This window comes from Streptomyces mashuensis (assembly GCF_014654785.1).
In the GTDB taxonomy this organism is placed as follows: domain Bacteria; phylum Actinomycetota; class Actinomycetes; order Streptomycetales; family Streptomycetaceae; genus Streptomyces; species Streptomyces mashuensis.
The window spans coordinates 337985-356970 of record NZ_BNBD01000005.1 but is presented as its reverse complement, the minus strand read 5'-3'; the positions used below and the strand labels follow the sequence as shown (position 1 = coordinate 356970).

The following is an 18986-nucleotide window of genomic DNA, read 5'->3' as shown; positions in this document are numbered from 1 at the left end:
CCGCTGCCGTCAGTGGTCGAGCGCGGCGGCGAACATGCCGGGCTCGTAGGAGCCGCCCCGCTGGTGGACGATGACGGCGAGGCGATTGGCCGCGTTGATGAGGGCGACCAGGGAGACGAGCGCGGCGATCTGGTCGTCGTCGTAGTGCTTGCGGACCTCGGCCCAGGTCTCGTCGGAGACGCCGACGTGGGCGTCGGCGAGCCGGGTGCCCTCCTCGGCGAGGGCGAGCGCGGCCCGCTCGGCCTCGGTGAAGACCGTGGACTCGCGCCACGCCGCGACGAGGTGGAGGCGGGTCGCGGACTCGCCCCTGGCCGTGGCCTCCTTGGTGTGCAGGTCGATGCACCAGCCGCAGCCGTTGATCTGGCTGGCACGGAGGGAGACGAGCTCCTGCGTGGACATCGGCAGCGACGACTGCTGGATCACCAGGCCGGCGTTGGCGAAGCGCTTGGCGAACTTCAGGCCGAGCTCGTTCTCGAAGAGGTTCATGCGGGCGTCCATGGCGGTGTCCTCTCGTGGTCATTGCTTGGGAACGCACAAGAGATGCCGGCGGGCCGCGCGCTGTGACAGGGCGGCGGCATGACGTACGCCACAGGGCGCCGGTGTCACAGAACCACGCCCACCGGCGTCTTGTGCGCGTGAAGAGCGAACACGCGCATACGCATGCACCTGCCGAGGACACCGCGACGGAGGTGTTCGTCGCGCACCGGAACCTGTTGTTCACGGTGGCGTACGAGATGCTGGGGTCGGCCGCGGACGCGGAGGACGTGCTGCAGGAGACGTGGCTGAAGTGGGCGGGGGTCGACCTCGACGCGGTGCGGGACCGGCGGGCGTATCTGGTGCGGATCACGACGCGGCAGGCGCTGAGCCGGTTGCGGACGCTGGGGCGCCGCAAGGAGTCGTACGTGGGCGAGTGGCTGCCGGAGCCGCTGCTGACGGCGCCCGACGTGGCGGAGGACGTCGAGCTGGCGGACAGCGTGTCGATGGCGATGATGCTGGTGCTGGAGACGCTGGCGCCGACCGAGCGGGCAGTGTTCGTGCTGCGCGAGGTGTTCGACCTGGGGTACGACGAGATTGCCGAGGCGGTCGGGAAGAGCGCGGCGGCGGTGCGGCAGATCGCGCACCGGGCGCGGGAGCACGTGGCGGCGCGCCGGCCGCGGGGGAGCGTTTCGCCGGCCGAGACGCGGCATGCGCTGGACGCGTTCCAGCGGGCGACGGAGACGGGTGATCTCCAGGGGCTGCTGGACATCCTGGCGCCGGACGTCGTCTTCGTGGGCGACGGCGGCGGGGTGAAGCAGGCGATTCTGCGGCCGGTCGTGGGCGCGGAGAAGGTGGGCCGGCTGCTGGCGGCGGGGCTCGGGAGGATCGCCGCGGAGGGCTGGTCGCTGGGGCCGGCGCTGGTGAACGGTCACCCGGCGCTGACGCTGCGCGTGGACGGCGGGATCGACACGGTGGTGGCGGTGCGCATGGACGAGGGCCGCATCACGGGGTTCTACGCGGTGCGCAACCCGGAGAAGCTCACGCACATGCAGCGGGAAACCCGGCTGAGCCGGGCCGGCGGCTGAGCGTACGATCGCGGGCATGTCACTACGAATACGGATGCGTGAGGCCCTGCCCGCTGCGATGCGTGCCCGCGACAAGGCGGCGGTGAGCGCGTTGCGTTCGGCGTTGGCGGCGCTGGACAACGCGGAGGCGGTACCGGTCGGGGAGGCCGGGCTGCGCGGTGTGGCGCTGGAACACGCACCGGTCGGGGCGGGCGCCACGGAGGCCGTACGACGGGAGCTGAGCGAGGAGGAAGTGGCGGTCGTCGTGCGCGCCGAGGCGGAGGAACGTCTCGTCGCGGCGGAGCAGTTGGCCGCGCCGGCGCACGCGGAGCGGGCCGCGCGGCTGCGCGCGGAGGCGGACGTGCTGCTGCGCCTGCTGGACGGCCGCGGCGACGGGTGAGGGCACGGTCCCGTGTGGGCGGGGTGCGGGTGGGGAAACCTCCGGTGACAGCCACCTCGTGAGGAGTCCCCACCGATGAGGAACACGTTCCGCGCCCTGCTCGTACCGGTGGCCGTGGCCGCCGCCGCGGCCGCCCTGCCGGTGTCGACGGCCCGGGCGGCCGACGGGTACGACCGCTGCCCGGCCGGCTACTACTGCATGTTCTCGGGCCTCGACGGCACGGGTGACATGGTCAAGCTGAGGGGCAGTGTGCCGGACCTGGCGGCCGTCGGCATGAGCGACCGGGCCAGGTCCGACTGGAACAGGACCTCGTCGACGATCCATCTGTGGTCGGATACGAACTACTCGGGCTGTACGGCGGTCACGTCGGCCGGCCCGACCGGGAAGGGCAACTTCTTCCCCGCCTACCGGGACTTCTTCAGCTCGGTGCAGTTCGACGGGCCGGGCGGCCCGAGCTGCGGCACGGCGCCGGGGGAAGGGGTGCACTGAGCCCGGCTCAGTGGTTGACGAACAGCTCCACGTCGTTGTGGCCGTCGCAGAAGATCCACTCGAACTGCTGGTTGACCAGCTCGTGCCAGTAGTTGTTGGTGTCGAGCCCCCAGATCCCGAACTTGTTCACGCTCACGCACTTCTGCCGGCCCTTGGGGGTGTTCGGCGTGGTGACGGTCAGCGTGAGGCTGGTGAGGTCCTTCCAGTACAGGTGCTGGCCCGGTTTCGGGCCGCCCAGCAGGTTCACGCTGCTGTGGGTGTTCTGGAAGTCGCCGAACTTCTGGAGGTGTTCGGGGTCGGTCTCGCAGCCGTTGTTGTTGGTGCGGACGAGCCGGGACCAGGTGTCGCTGCCGGAGACGGGGTCGCGGTAGCGCGCGGTGACCCATGAGGGGATGCATTCATTGGTGTTCGACAGCGAGGTGACGTCGAACCACATGTTGAACGCCTTGAACTCCTCGTTGCCGACGGCCGAGGCGGGCGTCGCCGCACCGAGCACGAGGGCGCCCAGCGCCATCGTCACCGGTATCGCCGACATTCTTCGCCAGGCCCTGAACGTACGTCTGCCCATGCGTGAGCCGTCCTTTCCCGCGTGCTCGCGGAGGCACGCGGAAAGTCGTGGAGGGTCGCGGAGAAGCCGGGCCCACTCTCCTGCCCCCCACCACTGACGACAAGCACGCGATCCGGCCGAACGCGGCGGCGCTCGGCTACGCGTCGGGAGTGGTGTCGGCGATGGCGTCGGTCATCGCCGTGAGGAAGCGCCCGGCGGTGTCGAGTTCGGCCGGGGTGAAGGCGTCCATCGCGGTGAGCAGGGTGCCGATGGCGGGGCCGAAGAACGACCAGCCGAGCTCGACCGCCCGGGGTTCGACGGTGAGCAGGACCCGCCGGCGGTCGGCGGTGTCGCGTTCGCGGCGGACCAGGCCGAGCCGCTCCAGCCGGTCGACGAGGGTGGTGGTGCCGGCGGAGTTGAGACGGAGCTGTTCGCCGAGCCGGCCGGGGGTCATGGGGCGTCCGGCCCGGGCGGCGCCCGCCGGACGGCCCGCCGCTGGTGCTGCTGCACGGCGGCGGGGCCACCGGCACGGCATGGTTCGCCAACGCCCCGGCGCTGGGGGCCCGGCACCGGCTGTACGCGGTCGACATCCTCGGCGACGTGGGCCGCAGCGAACGCGCGGGTCTGCCGTTGCGCACACCGCAGGACCTCACGTCGTGGCTGGATGCCGTGCTGGACGGGCTGGAGCTGCCGGCGGCCGCCCTGTGCGGGCACTCGTACGGCGCCTGGGTGGCCACCGCGTACGCGCTCCACGCACCGCGGCGGGTGCAGCGCCTCGCGCTGCTCGACCCGACCCAGGTGTTCGGCGGGTACCGGCCGGGCTACCTGCTGCGCGCGCTGCCGATGCTGCTGCGGCCCACCGAGCAGCGGGTCGGCGCGTTCCTCGACTGGGAGACGGCGGGAACAGGCGTGGACGAGGACTTCAAGCGCCTCTACGTGCGGGGCGCGACCCTACGGGGGCGGGGCCGGCCGGTGGTGGGACGGACACTCGACCCGGCGCCGCTCGCCATGCCGCTCCTGGCGCTGTTCGCCGGGGACAGCCGGGTCCACGACGCCGAAGCGGCGGCGTCCCGGGCCCGCCGGCTGCTGCCGCACGCCCGGGTCGACATACTGCCGGGCCTGGGCCACCACGCCCTGCCCATCGCCGGCGCCGCGGCGGTGGACGCGATGGTGCTGGAGTTCCTGGAGGCGTCGCCCGCCCCGCCGGACCCCCGTCCGGCCCGGTGACCGTGGGCGCCCCGCGCTACCAGGTCTGTTCCGCCGTCGTCTTCGCCGGGCCCAGGACCCGGACGTGGCCGTGGTCGCCGTACACCGTGCGGCGCCACTGGGTGAACGCCTTGGCCGTGCGGTCGGCGTCCTCCTGTTCGCCCACGCCGTAGTCGACGCGGACGACGGCCTCGACGCGGTCGGTGCCCGCGGGGGTGCGGACGTAGACGCGGGTGACGTGCGGGGCCACGGCGGCGTCCGGCTTCGGGGCCTTGGTGGTGAGGTGGGTGCGGAACTCCTGGAGCATCGGGAACCAGCGGTGCGGGCCCGCGGTCGGGACGCCGCCGTCGTCGTCCGCCGTGTCGCCCATGGGCGGGCCGTCGGGGTCCGGGTGGTCGTCCGACGTGGTGTCGGGCAGGTCCGTGTGCTGGTCGTCGGACGTGGTGTCCGGCAGGTCCGTGTGCTGGTCGTCCGACGTCGTGTCCGGCAGGTTCGTGTGCTGGTCGTCGCTGGTCCCGTCCGGCGCGGACGCCGCCGTTCCGGGCGTGCCGGCCCGTTCCGTGCCGCAGGCCGCCAGCGGTATGCACCCGCAGACGGCCACCGCGACGACGGCCACCCACCGGGCCCGGGTCCTCGAACGCACCTTTTCCCCCTCTGTGACCTCTGTGACCTCTGTGACCTCTGTGACGCGGATCATGCCGGATCGATCCATTCCGTATACAACCTTCCGGCGGCGTCCCCGGTCAACGTATCCAGTCCCGCCCGGATGCGCATGCCTGAAGCCGCATGGACCCCCGCCGTGGCCGGACCCCTTCGTTCCACGAGAGGTACGCGTACCCCATGAAGCTTCACCGCGCGCTGGCCGCCGCTGCCGTCACGGCCGTCGTCGGCCCCCTGGCCCTGTTCGCCGCTCCCTCCGCATCTGCGGCGAACGCGGCGGACGGGCAGCCCGCGCCCGCCTTCACCGGCGGCGTCGTCGGCAACGGGCAGCACCCCCAGCCGCCCACGCAGGAGCCGTCGAGCGCCAAGCCCTCCCCGGCTGCCCCGGGCTCCGCCTCCGCCTCCCCGGCCCCCTCCGCCAAGCCGACGCAGGAGCCTGGGAAGGGCACCGCGTCGCCCTCCGCCTCGCCCTCCCCCGTCCGCACCCGGCCGACGTTCTGCTCGCCCATCTTCGACGTCGACCGCGGCAAGACCGGGCTGCGCGGCCTGCCCAGCCGCATCGTGGCCGGCTCGGGCTGGCACGAGTTCACGTACCGGGTCACCAACGTCGCGAAGCTCAAGGTCATGGAGACCGACCTCAACATCGCCCTCGGCACGGCCGACCCCAAGCTCCAGGACGTCGCCGAGCTGGCCGTGACGGTCGAGTGGTACAACCCCGTCACCCACGCCTGGAAGCCCGTCGAGGGCGTGGGCGCCGACTTCATGGCCAGCGAGGACTTCGCCACCGTGAAGAACCTCAAGCCCGGCGAGTACGCCGACGCGCGCATGCGCATCAAGGCGGGCGAGAAGGCCAAGGCAGGCACCGGCTACTTCTTCACCAACGGCTACACCTGGGCCGAGGACGACAAGTGCGGCTTCGACGAGATCAGCCAGTTCGACTTCTCCGTCCTGCCCGCCGGCAGCAAGCCCGGCAAGGTGGATGACGCCAAGGGCAGGACCGGCTCCTCCGACGAGGCCAAGAAGCAGCAGCAGAAGCAGCACGACAAGGTCGGTCAGAAGCCGGCCGGCGGGGACGGCAAGCTGGCCGAGGTGCCGGTGAGCGGCAAGCTCGCCGAGACGGGCTCCTCCAGCATGCTGCCGGCCGCGGCCGGCATCGGTGGCGCGGCCGTCGTCGCGGGCGCCGCCGCCGTCTTCGTCGTGCGCCGCCGGAAGGCCGGCTCCGCCGGCTGAGCAACCGCCGTTGTCAGTGGGGCCCCCTAGCGTTTCCACCAGTCACCGCCGGTCGACGTGACCGGTGCGCGAGAGGGGGCCCTGCCATGTCCGCACACACCACGTACCTCGAGCTGTCGCAGGACGGCGGAGGCGCGCACAAGTTCTACGAGGTGACCGTCGACGGCACGGCCGTCACGGTCCGGTACGGACGGATCGGCGCGGCCGGGCAGACGCAGCGGTCGGTGTTCCCGACCGCCGCCAAGGCGCAGGCCGCCGCGGCGAAGAAGGTCGGCGAGAAGGTCCGCAAGGGCTACGAGCCGGCCGTGCCCGGCGGCCGTGCCGCCCGTCCGGTGACGCGCCGCCAGGTCACGTCGGCGCCGTCGACGGCGCGGGCCACGGCCCCGGTGCTGTGGCGGTTCCGCACCGGCACCCCCGCCTTCGGCATCCACATCGGCGAGGACCGCTGCTGGGTGGGCAACCAGGACGGCGACGTCTACACCCTCGGCCACGACGGCGAGGTGCTGGCCCGCTTCCAGCTGCCCGACGGCGTCAAGTGCCTGGTGGCGGACGACTTCTGGATCTACGCGGGCTGCGACGACGGCACGGTCTACGACCTGTCCTCCAAGCTGCCGTTCGCCGCCTACGAGATCGCCTCCGACGTCGACATCTTCTGGCTCGACATCCACGAGGGCGTCCTCAACGTCTCCGACCGGAACGGCGGGCTGACCGTCATCGACCACGAGGAGGAGCACCAGTGGTCGCGCAACAGCTCCGGCGCCGGCGGCTGGATGGTCCGCCGTGACGACCGCGCCGTCTACCACGGCCACTCCGCGGGCGTGACGGCCTACTCCGCCGACGGCGGCCGTCAGCTGTGGCACACGCCCACCAGCGGCGGCGTGCTCTTCGGCTGGCAGGAACGGTACGCGGTCTTCGCCGGCACCAGTCACAACGTCGTCCAGCGCCTCGCGAAGGCGGACGGCGCGGTCGAGGCGACGTACCGCTGCGACGGGTCGGTGTACTCCTGCGCCACCTCGCCCGACGGCCAGTACGTGTTCGCGGGCGACTCCGCCTCGTCGGTGTACTGCTTCGCCGCCGACGGCACGCGCCTGTGGAAGCTGCGCACGGGCGCCGGCTCGGCGCTGTCGATGCAGTACCGCGACGAGAAGCTGTACATGGTCACCACGGACGGCTCCCTGGTCTGCGTCGACGCCACCGCGTCCGCCATCGCCGCCGCCCAGGGCGGCACGGTGCCCACCCCCGTCGACATCAAGTCGGCCGCCGCGCTGCCCACGTACGCGCCGGCCACCACCGTCCGCACGGTGACGGCGGCCCCGGCCGGCGGCGTGGTCGTGGAGTGCGTGAACGAGGCCGGCCGGATGCGGGTGCACGTGGTGTCCGAGGGCTACGACCCGACGTGGAACGTGCAGTTCCCGCGGGGCATACGCGAGGCGGGCGCGCGCTACGTGGTCGAGTCGGTCGCCGCCTCGTCCGGCGGCTTCTACCGCGTGCGCGGCGAGATCAAGCGCCTCCTCTGAACACCTGCTTCACACCCGCTCCGGCGGAACGGCCCCCGCGCCGCGCCGTCCCGTGCCACTCTTGCTCCCACGCAGGATTGGAGGGGACCGCCCATGAGGAGCAGGCACCACCACACCACGTACGCCGCCGCCGTTCCGGCCGCCACGTGCAACGACTGCGGCGGCTCCGGCTGGATCGGGGACATCGTCTGCCCCGGCTGTGACGGAAAGGGCCAGAAATGAGCGAACCCGACCTGGTCGACACCGAGTACGTCCTGTTCCGCGCCATGAGCGAGACGACGGTGTACCGGCCGCTCTTCCCCGCCGACGAGTTCCCCACCGGCACCGAACTGTGCTGGTACTGCCGCGGGTCCCGCTGGTTCCTGGTCCGCATGCGCTGGGCGGGCTTCGACACCAAGACCCGCTGCGCCGAGTGCAACGGCACGGGCCGTGCCACGAGCACGCCCCGCAGCATCCACCCGGTGATCTAGCCGGTGATCCAGCCGGTGATCCAGCCGTCGCCGCCTGGGGCAGTATGGGCGCATGACTGGTGCAACCGACGTGACCCGTGAGGCCCTTGTCGAGCGGGTGATTGCGTGGGCGCGTTCCCGCCCCGACGTGCGCGCCGTGCTGCGCACCGGCTCGCGCGCCCGGCGCGACGGCACGGTGGACGCCGTCTCCGACCACGACATCGAGCTGTACACGACCGATCCGGAGCCGTACGCCGCGTCCGGCGCTTGGGCCGAGGCGTTCGGGCCGGTGCTGGTGTCGGTGGGGCTGGAGGGCCCGTGGGAGAACCCGGCGCGGCTCGTCCTGTTCGAGGACGGCGTCAAGGCGGACTTCCAGGTCGTACCGCTGGACAGGCTCGCCCTGATGGCCGAGGAGGGCCTCGACGACCTGCACGAACGCGGCTACGAGGTGCTCCACGACCCCGATGGGGCCGCCGCCCTGCTGCCCGCGCCGACCGGGAAGCCGCGGGCGGAGCTGCCGGACGCGGACGAGTTCGCCGACCTGTGCGCCGAGTTCTGGTTCGAGATCGCGCACCTGCCGGGCTGTCTCGCCCGGGGCGAGCTGTGGGTGGCCATGTCCCGGGACCGGACCACCAAGGAGCTGCTGGAGACCGTGATCGAGTGGCATGCCCTGACCCGGCACGGCACCGGCCACGACGTCTGGTACGGCGGCAGGCGCATGCGGCAGTGGGCGGCGCCGGGCGTGTGGGAGCGGCTGCCGGACACCTTCGCCGGCTTCACGGCCGAGGACATCCTGCGCGGCGCCCGCGCGACCGCCGCCCTCTTCGCCGAGCTCGCCCGCGAGGTGGCCGCGGAGCACGGCTTCCCGTATCCGGAGAAGGCCGAACACGCCGTACGGGCGGCCCTCGGCCGGCTGCCGGAGCTGTAGGGCCCTCACTCCCCCGGCGGCAACACCCTGAGCAGCGCCTCCAGCGCCTGTGACCAGGTGTGTTCCGGCGGGGCGCCGTACGCCACGATGAGGCCCTCGCGGGGTTCCTGCGTGGCCTCGGGGTGGCGGTAGCGGGAGAGGCCGTGCAGGGCCAGGCCCTGCACGGCGGCGGCCTGGACCGTGGGGCGTTCCGTGCCCGGCGGCAGGGTGAGGACGGCGTGCAGGCCCGCCGCGATGCCGGTGGCGCGGATGTGCGGGGCGTGCTCGGCCAGGGCCGCCACGAGCTGGTCGCGGCGGCGCCGGTAGCGCAGGCGCGTCGAGCGGATGTGCCGGTCGTAGGCGCCGGAGGTGATGAGTTCGGCGAGCGTGAGCTGGTCGAGCGTGCCGACGGACCACTCGCCGCCCGCCTTGAGCGCGAGGAACGCGTCGACCAGGTGCTCGGGCAGCACCAGCCACCCCAGGCGCAGCCCCGGCGCGAGGGACTTGCTGGCCGTGCCCATGTGGACGACGTGCTCGGGGGCCAGTCCCTGGAGGGCGCCGACCGGCTGCCGGTCGTACCGGAACTCGCCGTCGTAGTCGTCCTCCAGGACCAGCCCGCCCGTGCGGGACGCCCAGTCGACGACGGCGGACCGGCGTGCGGGGTGCAGCGGCACGCCCCACGGGTACTGGTGCGCGGGCGTGAGCAGCACGGCGCCCGCGTCGCCGTACGCGTCGAGGCCGGTGACGTCGGCGCCGTGGTCGTCCACGGCGAGTGGCCGGGTGCGCAGGCCCGCGCGTTCCAGGGACTCGCTGTGGAACCACAGGGTGTAGCCCTCGACGCCCGCCTCCCGTACGCCCATCCGGTGCAGCAGCCGGCCGAGCAGCGCGAGCCCCTGCTTGAAGCCCGCGCAGATCACGATGCGGTCGGGGTCGGCCCGTACGCCGCGGGCGCGGGCGAGGTAGCCGGCGAGCGCGGTGCGCAGCTCGGGGACGCCGAGGGGCAGGTCGTGGTAGCCGAACCGCTCGTACGGGGCGGTGGCCAGGGCGCGGCGCGTGGCGGCGATCCAGTCGGCGCGCGGGAAGGCGGAGGCGTCGGCGGTGCCGACGGCCAGGTCGTACGTGGGCCGGGGCGGGGTCCGGCGCGGCGGCGTGGCCCGCCGGGCGGGGCCGGTGGGCGGCGCGGGGCGGGGCGCGACGCGGGTGCCGGAGCCCTGCCGGGCGGTGAGCCGGCCCTCGGCGACGAGCTCGGCGTACGCCTCGGCGACGGTGTTGCGGGCCAGCCCCAGGTCGGCGGCGAGGGCGCGGGAGGACGGCAGCCGGGTGCCGGGCGCGAGCCGCCCGGACCGTACGGCCTCGCGCAGGGCGTGGACCAGGGCGGCCCGCACGCCGCGGGTGCCGGCGGCGGGCACGTCGAGGTGCAGGTCGAGCGAAGTGGCCCACGTTTTCTCCATGGAAATGGACCATACAGGTGGGCTGATCCGGCCCTAGGGTCGATGCCATGACCACGGAGAACAGCACCGCCACCACCGCCGCCACCGCCAAGCCGACCCACGGCCGCTTCAACCTCGCCGAGGCCGCCCCCGCCGTCTACAAGGCCATGATCGGCCTGGAGATCGCCTCCCGTCAGGGCATGGACCCGGCCCTGCTGGAGCTCGTCAAGATCCGCGTCTCGCAGATCAACCACTGTGCGTTCTGCATCGACATGCACACCAAGGACGCGCGCAAGGCCGGCGAGTCGGAGGACCGCATCTACCTGCTCAACGCGTGGGAGGAGGCCACCGGCTACTACACCGAGAAGGAGCGGGCGGCCCTCGCCCTGGCCGAGGCGATCACCGTCCTGACGGACGGGTTCGTGCCGGACGCCGTGTACGAGCGGGCGGCGCGCCACTTCGAGGAGAAGGAGCTGGCCCAGCTCATCGCGGCGATCATCGCGATCAACTCCTGGAACCGGATCAGCGTCACGACCCGCGCGATCCCCGGCTCGTACCAGCCGCAGGGCTGACCGCGATGACGACCACCACCGACGTGGGCGGGGACGCCGCCGCGTTCCGTGCCCTGCACCACGACCGGCCCGCCGGCCGCCCCCTCGTCCTGCCCGGCCCGTGGGACGCCGCGGCCGCCCGCGCCTTCGCCGAGGCCGGGTTCCGCGCGCTGGCCACGCCCAGCGCGGGCATCGCCGCCACGCTCGGGTACGCCGACGGCAGTACCCCCGCGGACGAGATGTTCGCCGCGGTCGGCCGCGTCGTGCGGGCCGTCGCGGCCGACGGCGTGCTGGTCTCCGCCGACCTGGAGGACGGCTACGGGCTGCCGGCCGCCGAACTCGTCGAACGGCTCCTGGAGACCGGCGCGGTCGGCTGCAACCTGGAGGACAGCGCCCGTTCCGGCGGCCCCCTCAAGGACGCGGACGAGCACGCGGCGTGGCTGGCCGAGGTCCGGGCCGCGGCCGGCGACCGGCTGGTGATCAACGCGCGCGTCGACACGTTCCTGCGCGCCGACGGCGACCGGGCCCGCCCGGACGTCGTAGCGGCGGCCGTCGGCCGCGCCCGCCGCTACGTCGCGGCCGGCGCCGACTGCGTGTACCCGATCCTGGCACCGGCCGACGTGCTCCCCGAGCTCGCCGCCGCCATCGAAGCGCCGCTCAACGCGATCGCCGTGCCGGACGGCCCCTCGCCGCGCGAACTGGGCGCGCTGGGCGCCGCCCGCGTCACGTTCGGCGGCGGGCTGCACCGGCGCACGATGGCGGGCGTGGCGGGGATGGCGTCCCTGCTGTGGGAGGAGGCCGGCGGCGCCGCGTGAGCTGCCCGGACCTTACGGGAGCCACGCCTTCCAGACGTCCGGGTGGCGCTTCACCCAGCGCTTCGCGGCCTCGTCCGCGCTCAGCCGGTCCTCGGCCATCAGCTGCGCGACCTCGTTCTGGTCGGCCTTCGACCAGCGGAAGTTGCGCAGCAGGGCCGCCGCCTTGCCGCCCTTCTGCGCGAACTGCGCGTTGAGGTACTTGCGCAGCGGCGTCGTCGGGTACGCGCAGTCGACCGTGGAGGGGTCCGCCGCGCCCTTCTCGGCGCACGCGTCGGTGTGCTCGGGCAGCTTCACCTCCACCATCGGCACCTCGTTGAACAGCCACTGCGGCTCGTACCAGTAGGTGAGGAACGGCTTCCGGTCCTTGGCGAACTGCTTGATCTGCGTGATCTGCGCCGCTTCGGAACCGGCGAACACGACCTGGTAGTCCAGGTTCAGGTTCTTCACCAGCGCCTTGTCGTTGGTGACGTACGACGGCGAACCGCCGAGCAGCTGGCCCTTGCCGCCGCTCTCGGCGGTGCGCAGCTGCGACGCGTACCGGTTGAGGTTCTTCCAGTCGAGGACGTCGGGGTGGGCGTCGGCGAAGTACTTCGGCACCCACCAGCCGATGTGGCCGGTGACACCGAGCTCGCCGCCGTCGGTGACCGTCTTCTTGTCACGGACGTACCGCTTCTCCTGGTCGGGGTGGCCCCAGTCCTCCAGGATGGCGTCCACCCGGCCCTGGCTGAGGGCGTCCCAGGCGGGGATCTCGTCGACCTGCACGGTGTCGACGCGGTAGCCGAGCTCGTGCTCCAGCAGGTACTGGGCGACGGCCTCGTTGGCGCGCGCGCCGACCCACGACTGCACGGACAGCGTCACGGTCTTCGCGCCGGCGGCGTTGGCGTACGGGGACGCCTGCCGCGTCATGTCGGCGGCGCCGCAGCCGGTCACGGCCACGGTGAGCAGGCCGAGTGCGGCCGTGGCGACGGCCGTCTTCCTGCGGAACGTCATCACGCGTCCTCCTTGTGAGCGGGCGCCTTCGTCGGCTGCGTCACCCGGTCGAGCATCAGCCCCAGGCAGGCGATGGCGGTGCCCGCCGTCAGGCCGGTGGCCAGGTCGCCCTGGGCCAGGCCGAACACCACCTCGTAGCCGAGCGCGCCGCCGCCGACGAGACCGCCGATGATGACGACCGACAGGACGAGCACCACGGCCTGGTTGACGGCCAGCAGCAGTTCGGCGCGGGCCAGCGGGAACTGCACCTGCCGCAGCTGCTGCCCGCCGGTCGCGCCCAGCGAGCGCGCCGACTCCAGCGCGGCCGGGTCGGCCTGCCGCAGCCCCTGGCTGACGATGCGGACGACGGCCGGCAGCGCGTAGACGACCGCCGCGGCGGCGGCCGGTGCCCGCCCGACGCCGAACAGCGCGACGACGGGGATGAGATACACGAACTGCGGCATCGTCTGGAACACGTCCAGCACGGGCCTCAGCACACGCTCGACGCGCCGGCTGCGCGCCGCGGCCACCGCAATGGCGATGCCGAGCACCAGGGTGACGGCCACGGCCGCCAGGACCTGGGAGAGCGTGTCCATCGCCGGTTCCCAGCGGCCCAGCACGCCGATGAGGGCGAGGGAGACCGCCGAGGTCAGGGCGGTGCGCCAGGTGCCGATCGCCCACGCGAGGGCGGCGACGACGAAGGGCGCGGCCCACCACGGGGTGCTCTGGAGGGCGGTGCGCAGGGGGTCGAGGACCCAGCCGGTGTAGTGGGCGGCCCAGTCGGCGGTGCCACCGATGCCGGGGATGCCGTGGGAAAGGTGGTCGACCAGCCAGTCCTTGGCGCGGTTCGTCGCGCTCTCGATGTGCACGGTCAGGCCGTGCGGCCAGGTCTTGCCGTGGGCCGCCCACGCGGCGGCTGCCGTTGCGGCAGCGGCCGTCGCCCACTCTGCCGTCGCCCGGGTGCGGGTCCGGTTGTGCCCCTCCTGCCCCAGACCGGACGTGGTCCGGTCCAGCGTGATCGCCAGCAGCACGATCGGTACGCCCGCTGCCAGGGCCGCGCCCACGTCGACCGTCGACAGGGCCTGGTAGACGCGGTCGCCCAGGCCGTCGGCGCCGATGACCGAGGCGATCACGGCCATCGACAGGGCCATCATGATGCTCTGGTTGACACCCAGCAGCAGTTCGCGGCGGGCCAGGGGCAGGCGGGCGGTCAGCAGGCGCTGGCGGGGGGTCGTGCCGAGCGACGTGACGGCCTCCAGCACACCCTTGTCCGTGCCGCGCAGGCCCAGTGCCGTGAGGCGGGCCATGGGCGGGGCAGCGTAGACGACCGTGGCCAGGACGGCCGGGGCCACGCCGATGCCGAAGACCAGCACCACGGGCAGCAGGTACGCGAAGGCCGGCAGCGCCTGCATCGTGTCGAGGACGGGCCGCAGCGCCCGGAACGTACGGTCGGACAGGCCGGCCGCGAGGCCCAGCAGCGCGCCGACGGCGACGGAGACCGCCACCGCGACGACCATCAGCGCGAGCGTGCGCATCGTCGGCACCCACATGCCGAGCAGCCCGCACACGGCGAACGACGCGAGGGCCGTCACCGCCGCCCGTACGCCCGCCAGCCGCCAGGCCAGCAGCGAGGCGCCGGCGGTCACGCCGGCCCAGCCCAGGGCGAGCAGCACCACGTACACGGCGCGCACCGCGCCCACGACGGCGTTGCTGATGTGGCCGAAGAAGTAGAGGAACAGCCAGTGGCTGTCGCGGTTGTCGATGATCCAGTCGTTGACCCGGCCCAGCGGCCCGTCGAGGTGGACGGTGAGGGCGCCGGGCCACATGCCGCTGCCCCAGTGGGCCGCGGCGAACGGCGCCACCGCCGCCATGGCCGCCGCGACCAGCAGGACCCGGCGCGCGGCGGGGCTCAGGCGCGGCCGGCGCGGGGCGGTGGCGGTGGCTGCCGTCGTTGCGGTGCTCATGCTGCGGCCTTCTCCAGACGGGTCTCCGGGCCGGGCTCGGGTCCGGGCTCGGGTCCCGGCTCCTGCTGCGTCCCGTCCAGGCCCGCGACGACGTTCAGCAGGCCCTGGAAGTCGACGATGCCCAGGCAGCGGCCCTGGTCGACGACGCGGGCGGGGGTGCCGGTGCGGGCGACGGCCTCGATGGCGTCGGCGACGGTGGTGGCCGGGGCGAGCGCCGCGCCGGTCTCCGTCTCGTGCAGGCCGCCGACGGGCCGCATGGCGCGGCGCACGGTCAGGACCTGCTCGCGGGGCACGTCGCGGACGAAGTCCCGTACGTAGTCGTCGGCCGGCGAGCCCACGATCTCCTCCGGCGTACCGCACTGCACCACGCGTCCCGCGCGCATCAGCGCGATGCGGTCGCCGACGCGCAGGGCCTCGCCGAGGTCGTGCGTGATGAAGACCATGGTGCGGCCCTCGTCGCGGTTGAGGCGGACGACCTCGTCCTGCATCTCGCGGCGGATCAGCGGGTCGAGGGCGCTGAACGGCTCGTCGAACAGCAGCACTTCGGGGTCGGCGGCGAGTGCGCGGGCCAGGCCGACGCGCTGCTGCTGGCCACCGGAGAGCTGGCCCGGACGGCGGCCCTCCAGGCCGGCCAGGCCCACCTTCTCCACCATCTCGGCGGCCTTGGCGCGGCGCTCGGCACGGGCCACGCCCTGGATCTCCAGGCCGTAGGCGACGTTGTCGAGGACGGAACGGTGCGGCAGCAGGCCGAAGTGCTGGAAGACCATGGCGGCGCGGTGCCGGCGCAGGCTGCGCAGCGCGCCCTTGTCCATGCCGCACACGTCCTCGCCGTCGATGGCGATGGTGCCGCTGGTGGGCTCGATCAGCCGGGTGAGGCAGCGGACGAGCGTGGACTTGCCGGAGCCGGAGAGGCCCATGACGACGAAGCACTCGCCGGGCCGGACGTCGAAGGACACGTCGCGCACGGCGACGGTGCAGCCGGTGCGCTCGCGCAGCTCCTCGGGCGACAGCGCCGCGAGCTTCTCGTCCGCCGGGACGCGTCCGGCCTTCGGCCCGAAGACCTTCCACAGGTTGCGGACGGAGAAGACGGGCGGCTGAGCGGGCGTGCGGGCCTGCGTGCGGGTCGTACTACTGCCGGCGTTCGTCATCACGCCTCACCCCCTTCGGCCGGGGACTGGACAAGCAGCTCGGCGCACTTCTCCCCCACCATCAGCACGCCGATCATCGGGTTCACGGCCGGCATCGTCGGGAAGACGGAGGCGTCGGCGATGCGGATGCCCTCCAGGCCGCGGACGCGCAGCGCCGGGTCGACGACGGCGAGTTCGTCGTCGGCGGCACCCATCCGGCAGGTGCCGGCGGGGTGGTAGACGGTGTGCGCCGCCTTGCGGGCGTACTCGCTGATCTCCTCGTCCGAGGTGATCTCCGGGCCGGGGCACACCTCGCGCTTGAGCCAGCCGGCCAGCGGCTCCGTCCTCGCTATCTCGCGGGCGATGCGGATGCCGTCGACGAGCGTGCGGGCGTCGTAGTCCTCCTCGTCCGTGAAGTAGCGGAAGTCGAGGGCGGGCTTGACGGACGGGTCGGCGCTGGTGAGGTAGAGCCGGCCGCGGCTGCGCGGCTTGGGGATGTTGGGCGTCATCGACACGCCGTGCTCGGGCTTCTCGTAGCCCAGCCGCTCGGGGTTGTCGGTGAACGGGATCTGGTAGAAGTGGAACATCAGGTCGGGGCCGTTGGCCGCCGGGTCGCGCTGCACGAAGAGGCCCGCGTCGGAGTCCATCGCCGAGTTCTCGGGGATCGGCCCGTCGGTCTCCCAGACGATGACCGACTCGGGGTGGTCGAGCAGGTTCTCGCCGACGCCCGGCAGGTCGTGCACGACCGGGATGCCCAGCTCCTCCAGGTCGGCCTTGGGGCCGATGCCGGAGAGCAGCAGCAGCCGCGGCGTGTCGACGGCACCGGCGCACACGAGCACCTCGCGCCCGGCCTCGACGTACACCTCCTCGCCGTCCTTGGTGCGCACGTGCACGCCGCGCGCCCGGCCGGCCTCGATCTCCAGCCGGTGCGCCCAGGTCTCCAGCATGAGGTGGAGGTTGGGGCGGTCGAGGAAGGGGTGCAGGTAGGCGACGGAGGCGGAGGAGCGCTTGTTGTTCTCCGGGTGGTACGCGAGGTCGAAGAAGCCCACGCCCTCGTGGAACGGCGCCTTGTTGAAGCCCTCGACGCGCGGCACGCCGGTGGCCTTGCGGGCGGCGTCGACGAAGTCGCGGGCGATGGCGTTCCGGTCCTTCTCGTCGACCGGGACGATGTTGTTCAGCAGCCGGCCGAAGTACGGGTCCATCGACGCGGCGTCCCAGCCCTCGGCGCCGGCCTCGGCCCACTCGTCCCAGTCGCCGGGCAGCGGCTTGAAGGAGATGAGGGTGTTGTGGGAGGAGCAGCCGCCGAGGACACGGGCGCGGCTGTGCCGGATGTGGGAGTTGCCGCGCGGCTGCTCGGTGGTCGGGTAGTCGTAGTCGAGGTCGCCGCCGAGCAGGCCGAGCCAGCGACGCAGGGTGAGGACGTCGTCGCGGCCGACGTCCGACGGCCCGCCCTCGACGACCACGACGGTCACGGCGGGGTCCTCGGTCAGGCGGGAGGCGATGACCGATCCCGCGGTTCCGCCGCCGACGACGACGTAGTCGGCGCTGACGGTCTTCCGGGCAGGGGGCATGGGGGTGAACTCCTTGTCGGGCGGACGGCGGGACGGGGGTGGGGCGTACGGGCTGTGGCGTACGGGTACGGGGGCGGGCCTGGGGTGGCTCAGCCGGCGAACCAGCGCACCGGCTTCGGCGCGAGGTTCTGGTACACGTGCTTGGTCTCGCGGTACTCGGCGAGCCCGGCGGGGCCCAGTTCGCGCCCGGTGCCGGAGCGGCCGAAGCCGCCCCACTCGGCCTGCGGCAGGTAGGGGTGGTAGTCGTTGATCCAGACGGTGCCGTGGCGCATCCGCCGCGCGACGCGGCGGGCCCGGCCCGCGTCCTTGGTCCACACCGCGCCGGCGAGCCCGTACTCGGTGTCGTTGGCGAGGGCCACGGCCTCGTCCTCGGTGCGGAACGTCTCGACCGTGAGGATCGGCCCGAAGGTCTCCTCGCGCACCACCTTCATCTTGCGGTGGCAGCGGTCCAGGACGGTCGGGGAGTAGAAGTAGCCCTCGGCGGGCCGGGTCTTCGCGTCGGGTTCGGGCCGGGCGCCGCCGCAGCGCAGCACCGCGCCCTCGGAGAGCGCGGAGGCGACGTACGCCTCGACCTTGGCGAGCTGCTGCGCGGAGACGAGGGGGCCGCACTCCACGCCCGGCTCGGTGCCGCGGCCGAGGCGGATGCGCTCGGCGCGGCGGGCGAGTTCGGCGACGAATCGTTCCCGCACGGACTCCTCGACGATGAGCCGGGCACCGGCCGAGCAGACCTGGCCGCTGTGGATGAACGCGGCGTTGAGGGCCTGGTCGACGGCGGTGTCGAAGCCGGCGTCGGTGGCGCAGGCATCGGCGAAGACCACGTTGGGGTTCTTGCCGCCGAGTTCGAGCGCGACCTTCTTCACAGTGGGCGCGGCGGCCTGCGCCACCTTGACGCCGCTGGTCAGGCCGCCGGTGAAGGAGACGAGGTCGACGTCGGGGTGCTCGGCGAGGCGGGCGCCCACGGGGTCGCCGGCGCCGGTGACGAGGTTGGCCACACCGGCCGGCAGACCGGCCTCGGCCAGCAGCCGCACCAGGTGCACGGTGGACAGCGGCGTGACCTCGCTCGGCTTGATCACGAAGGTGTTGCCGGCGGCGAGAGCCGGGGCGATCTTCCAGCTGGCCTGGAGCAGCGGGTAGTTCCAGGGCGTGATGAGCGCGCAGACGCCGACGGGCTCGTGCACGACGACGCTGTGCACGTCGTCGGAGCCGGCGTCGACGACCCGGCCGGGGCCCTCGCCCAGGACGAGGTCGGCGAAGTAGCGGAAGGCGGCGGTCACGTCGTCGACGTCGACGCGGCCCTCCTCCAGGGTCTTGCCGGTATCGCGGCTCTCGGTGAGCGCGATGGCCTCGCGGTCGCGCTGGAGCAGGCCGGCGACGCGACGCAGCAGCGCGGCGCGCTCGGCGACGGGCGTGCGGGGCCAGGCGCCCTCGCCGCCGGCGAAGGCGCGGTGGGCCGCGGCGACGGCGGCGTCGGTGTCGGCGACACCGCCCTCGGCGACGACCGCGAGGACGGTGGCGTCGGCCGGGTCGAGCACCTCCCGTCGTGCGTGGGACGCGGCGGCGCGCCACACTCCGTCCACGTGGATGGTCTCGACTGACGACGACATGACGGTTGC

The 18986-nt window shown here is 73.4% G+C and carries 21 protein-coding genes; 11 read left to right on the top strand and 10 right to left on the bottom strand.

From position 1 onward, the window contains the following. Positions 1 to 9: 9 nt before the first annotated feature. Positions 10 to 498 carry a carboxymuconolactone decarboxylase family protein gene (locus IE305_RS15870; protein WP_190130207.1) on the bottom strand — a complete coding sequence of 163 codons (489 nt, stop codon included), beginning with the start codon at positions 496 to 498 and terminating at the stop codon, positions 10 to 12. A gap of 137 nt (positions 499 to 635) precedes the next feature. On the opposite strand from IE305_RS15870, the gene IE305_RS15865 reads away from it, so the two are divergent. The 3 genes from IE305_RS15865 (at position 636) to IE305_RS15855 (ending at position 2430) form a co-directional block, all read left to right on the top strand. Next, positions 636 to 1562: an RNA polymerase sigma-70 factor gene (locus IE305_RS15865; protein WP_229891018.1), complete on the top strand. Its 927-nt coding sequence runs from the start codon at positions 636 to 638 to the stop codon at positions 1560 to 1562. A 58-nt stretch (positions 1563 to 1620) separates the two neighbouring features. Next, positions 1621 to 1941: a GatB/YqeY domain-containing protein gene (locus IE305_RS15860; RefSeq protein ID WP_190130344.1), complete on the top strand. Its 321-nt coding sequence runs from the start codon at positions 1621 to 1623 to the stop codon at positions 1939 to 1941. Positions 1942 to 2016: 75 nt separating this feature from the next. Next, positions 2017 to 2430 (top strand): peptidase inhibitor family I36 protein, encoded by a 414-nt coding sequence (locus IE305_RS15855; protein WP_190130205.1) that lies wholly within the window; start codon positions 2017 to 2019, stop codon positions 2428 to 2430. 7 nt (positions 2431 to 2437) lie between these two features. Here the strand turns inward: IE305_RS15855 and IE305_RS15850 are convergent, their stop codons facing one another. Both IE305_RS15850 and IE305_RS15845 read right to left on the bottom strand, forming a co-directional pair. After that, positions 2438 to 2965, bottom strand: coding sequence for a hypothetical protein (locus IE305_RS15850; RefSeq protein WP_190130204.1), 528 nt, complete (start codon positions 2963 to 2965; stop codon positions 2438 to 2440). Positions 2966 to 3134: 169 nt separating this feature from the next. Further along, complete coding sequence (locus IE305_RS15845; protein WP_373311643.1) at positions 3135 to 3431, bottom strand: MarR family winged helix-turn-helix transcriptional regulator; 297 nt, start codon at positions 3429 to 3431, stop codon at positions 3135 to 3137. Between the two features lie 44 nt (positions 3432 to 3475). Here IE305_RS15845 and IE305_RS15840 point away from each other — a divergent pair, with 44 nt between their 5' ends. Continuing rightward, a complete protein-coding gene (locus IE305_RS15840; RefSeq protein ID WP_229891016.1) occupies positions 3476 to 4204 on the top strand; it encodes an alpha/beta fold hydrolase in 729 nt (242 codons plus the stop codon). A 16-nt stretch (positions 4205 to 4220) separates the two neighbouring features. Here IE305_RS15840 and IE305_RS15835 read toward each other — a convergent pair whose 3' ends face one another. After that, positions 4221 to 4826 (bottom strand): hypothetical protein, encoded by a 606-nt coding sequence (locus IE305_RS15835; RefSeq protein WP_190130202.1) that lies wholly within the window; start codon positions 4824 to 4826, stop codon positions 4221 to 4223. Positions 4827 to 5023: 197 nt separating this feature from the next. Between IE305_RS15835 and IE305_RS15830 the strand changes: the two genes are divergently transcribed. From IE305_RS15830 to IE305_RS15815, 5 genes are all read left to right on the top strand, one after another. Then, entirely contained in the window at positions 5024 to 6073 is a 1050-nt protein-coding gene (locus IE305_RS15830) for an LAETG motif-containing sortase-dependent surface protein (RefSeq protein WP_190130201.1), read from the top strand. Between the two features lie 86 nt (positions 6074 to 6159). After that, complete coding sequence (locus IE305_RS15825; RefSeq protein ID WP_190130200.1) at positions 6160 to 7590, top strand: WGR domain-containing protein; 1431 nt, start codon at positions 6160 to 6162, stop codon at positions 7588 to 7590. Positions 7591 to 7683: 93 nt separating this feature from the next. Next, positions 7684 to 7812: a hypothetical protein gene (locus IE305_RS33500; protein ID WP_268255931.1), complete on the top strand. Its 129-nt coding sequence runs from the start codon at positions 7684 to 7686 to the stop codon at positions 7810 to 7812. Continuing rightward, the gene (locus IE305_RS15820; RefSeq protein WP_190130199.1) at positions 7809 to 8060 is read left to right on the top strand and encodes a hypothetical protein; all 252 of its coding nucleotides are present in this window, start codon (positions 7809 to 7811) and stop codon (positions 8058 to 8060) included. Before IE305_RS33500 ends, IE305_RS15820 begins: the two co-directional genes overlap by 4 nt. Before the next feature lie 52 nt (positions 8061 to 8112). Continuing rightward, positions 8113 to 8967 (top strand): aminoglycoside 6-adenylyltransferase, encoded by an 855-nt coding sequence (locus IE305_RS15815; RefSeq protein ID WP_190130198.1) that lies wholly within the window; start codon positions 8113 to 8115, stop codon positions 8965 to 8967. 5 nt (positions 8968 to 8972) lie between these two features. Here IE305_RS15815 and pdxR read toward each other — a convergent pair whose 3' ends face one another. Then, a complete protein-coding gene (gene pdxR, locus IE305_RS15810; protein WP_190130197.1) occupies positions 8973 to 10397 on the bottom strand; it encodes a MocR-like pyridoxine biosynthesis transcription factor PdxR in 1425 nt (474 codons plus the stop codon). Positions 10398 to 10444: 47 nt separating this feature from the next. Here pdxR and IE305_RS15805 point away from each other — a divergent pair, with 47 nt between their 5' ends. Both IE305_RS15805 and IE305_RS15800 read left to right on the top strand, forming a co-directional pair. Next, positions 10445 to 10948: a carboxymuconolactone decarboxylase family protein gene (locus IE305_RS15805; RefSeq protein ID WP_190130196.1), complete on the top strand. Its 504-nt coding sequence runs from the start codon at positions 10445 to 10447 to the stop codon at positions 10946 to 10948. A 5-nt stretch (positions 10949 to 10953) separates the two neighbouring features. Continuing rightward, on the top strand, positions 10954 to 11742 hold the full coding sequence (locus IE305_RS15800) for an isocitrate lyase/PEP mutase family protein (RefSeq protein ID WP_190130195.1): 789 nt from the start codon (positions 10954 to 10956) through the stop codon (positions 11740 to 11742). A 12-nt stretch (positions 11743 to 11754) separates the two neighbouring features. Here the strand turns inward: IE305_RS15800 and IE305_RS15795 are convergent, their stop codons facing one another. From IE305_RS15795 to IE305_RS15775, 5 genes are all read right to left on the bottom strand, one after another. Continuing rightward, the gene (locus IE305_RS15795; protein WP_190130194.1) at positions 11755 to 12732 is read right to left on the bottom strand and encodes an ABC transporter substrate-binding protein; all 978 of its coding nucleotides are present in this window, start codon (positions 12730 to 12732) and stop codon (positions 11755 to 11757) included. Next, complete coding sequence (locus tag IE305_RS15790; RefSeq protein WP_190130193.1) at positions 12732 to 14675, bottom strand: ABC transporter permease; 1944 nt, start codon at positions 14673 to 14675, stop codon at positions 12732 to 12734. Before IE305_RS15790 ends, IE305_RS15795 begins: the two co-directional genes overlap by 1 nt. Then, entirely contained in the window at positions 14672 to 15823 is a 1152-nt protein-coding gene (locus tag IE305_RS15785) for a quaternary amine ABC transporter ATP-binding protein (protein WP_190130342.1), read from the bottom strand. The genes IE305_RS15790 and IE305_RS15785 overlap by 4 nt, the downstream gene beginning before the upstream one ends. Further along, entirely contained in the window at positions 15823 to 17373 is a 1551-nt protein-coding gene (locus IE305_RS15780) for a GMC family oxidoreductase (RefSeq protein ID WP_190130192.1), read from the bottom strand. Before IE305_RS15780 ends, IE305_RS15785 begins: the two co-directional genes overlap by 1 nt. Before the next feature lie 89 nt (positions 17374 to 17462). Further along, complete coding sequence (locus tag IE305_RS15775) at positions 17463 to 18977, bottom strand: aldehyde dehydrogenase family protein (RefSeq protein ID WP_190130191.1); 1515 nt, start codon at positions 18975 to 18977, stop codon at positions 17463 to 17465. Positions 18978 to 18986: the final 9 nt, after the last annotated feature.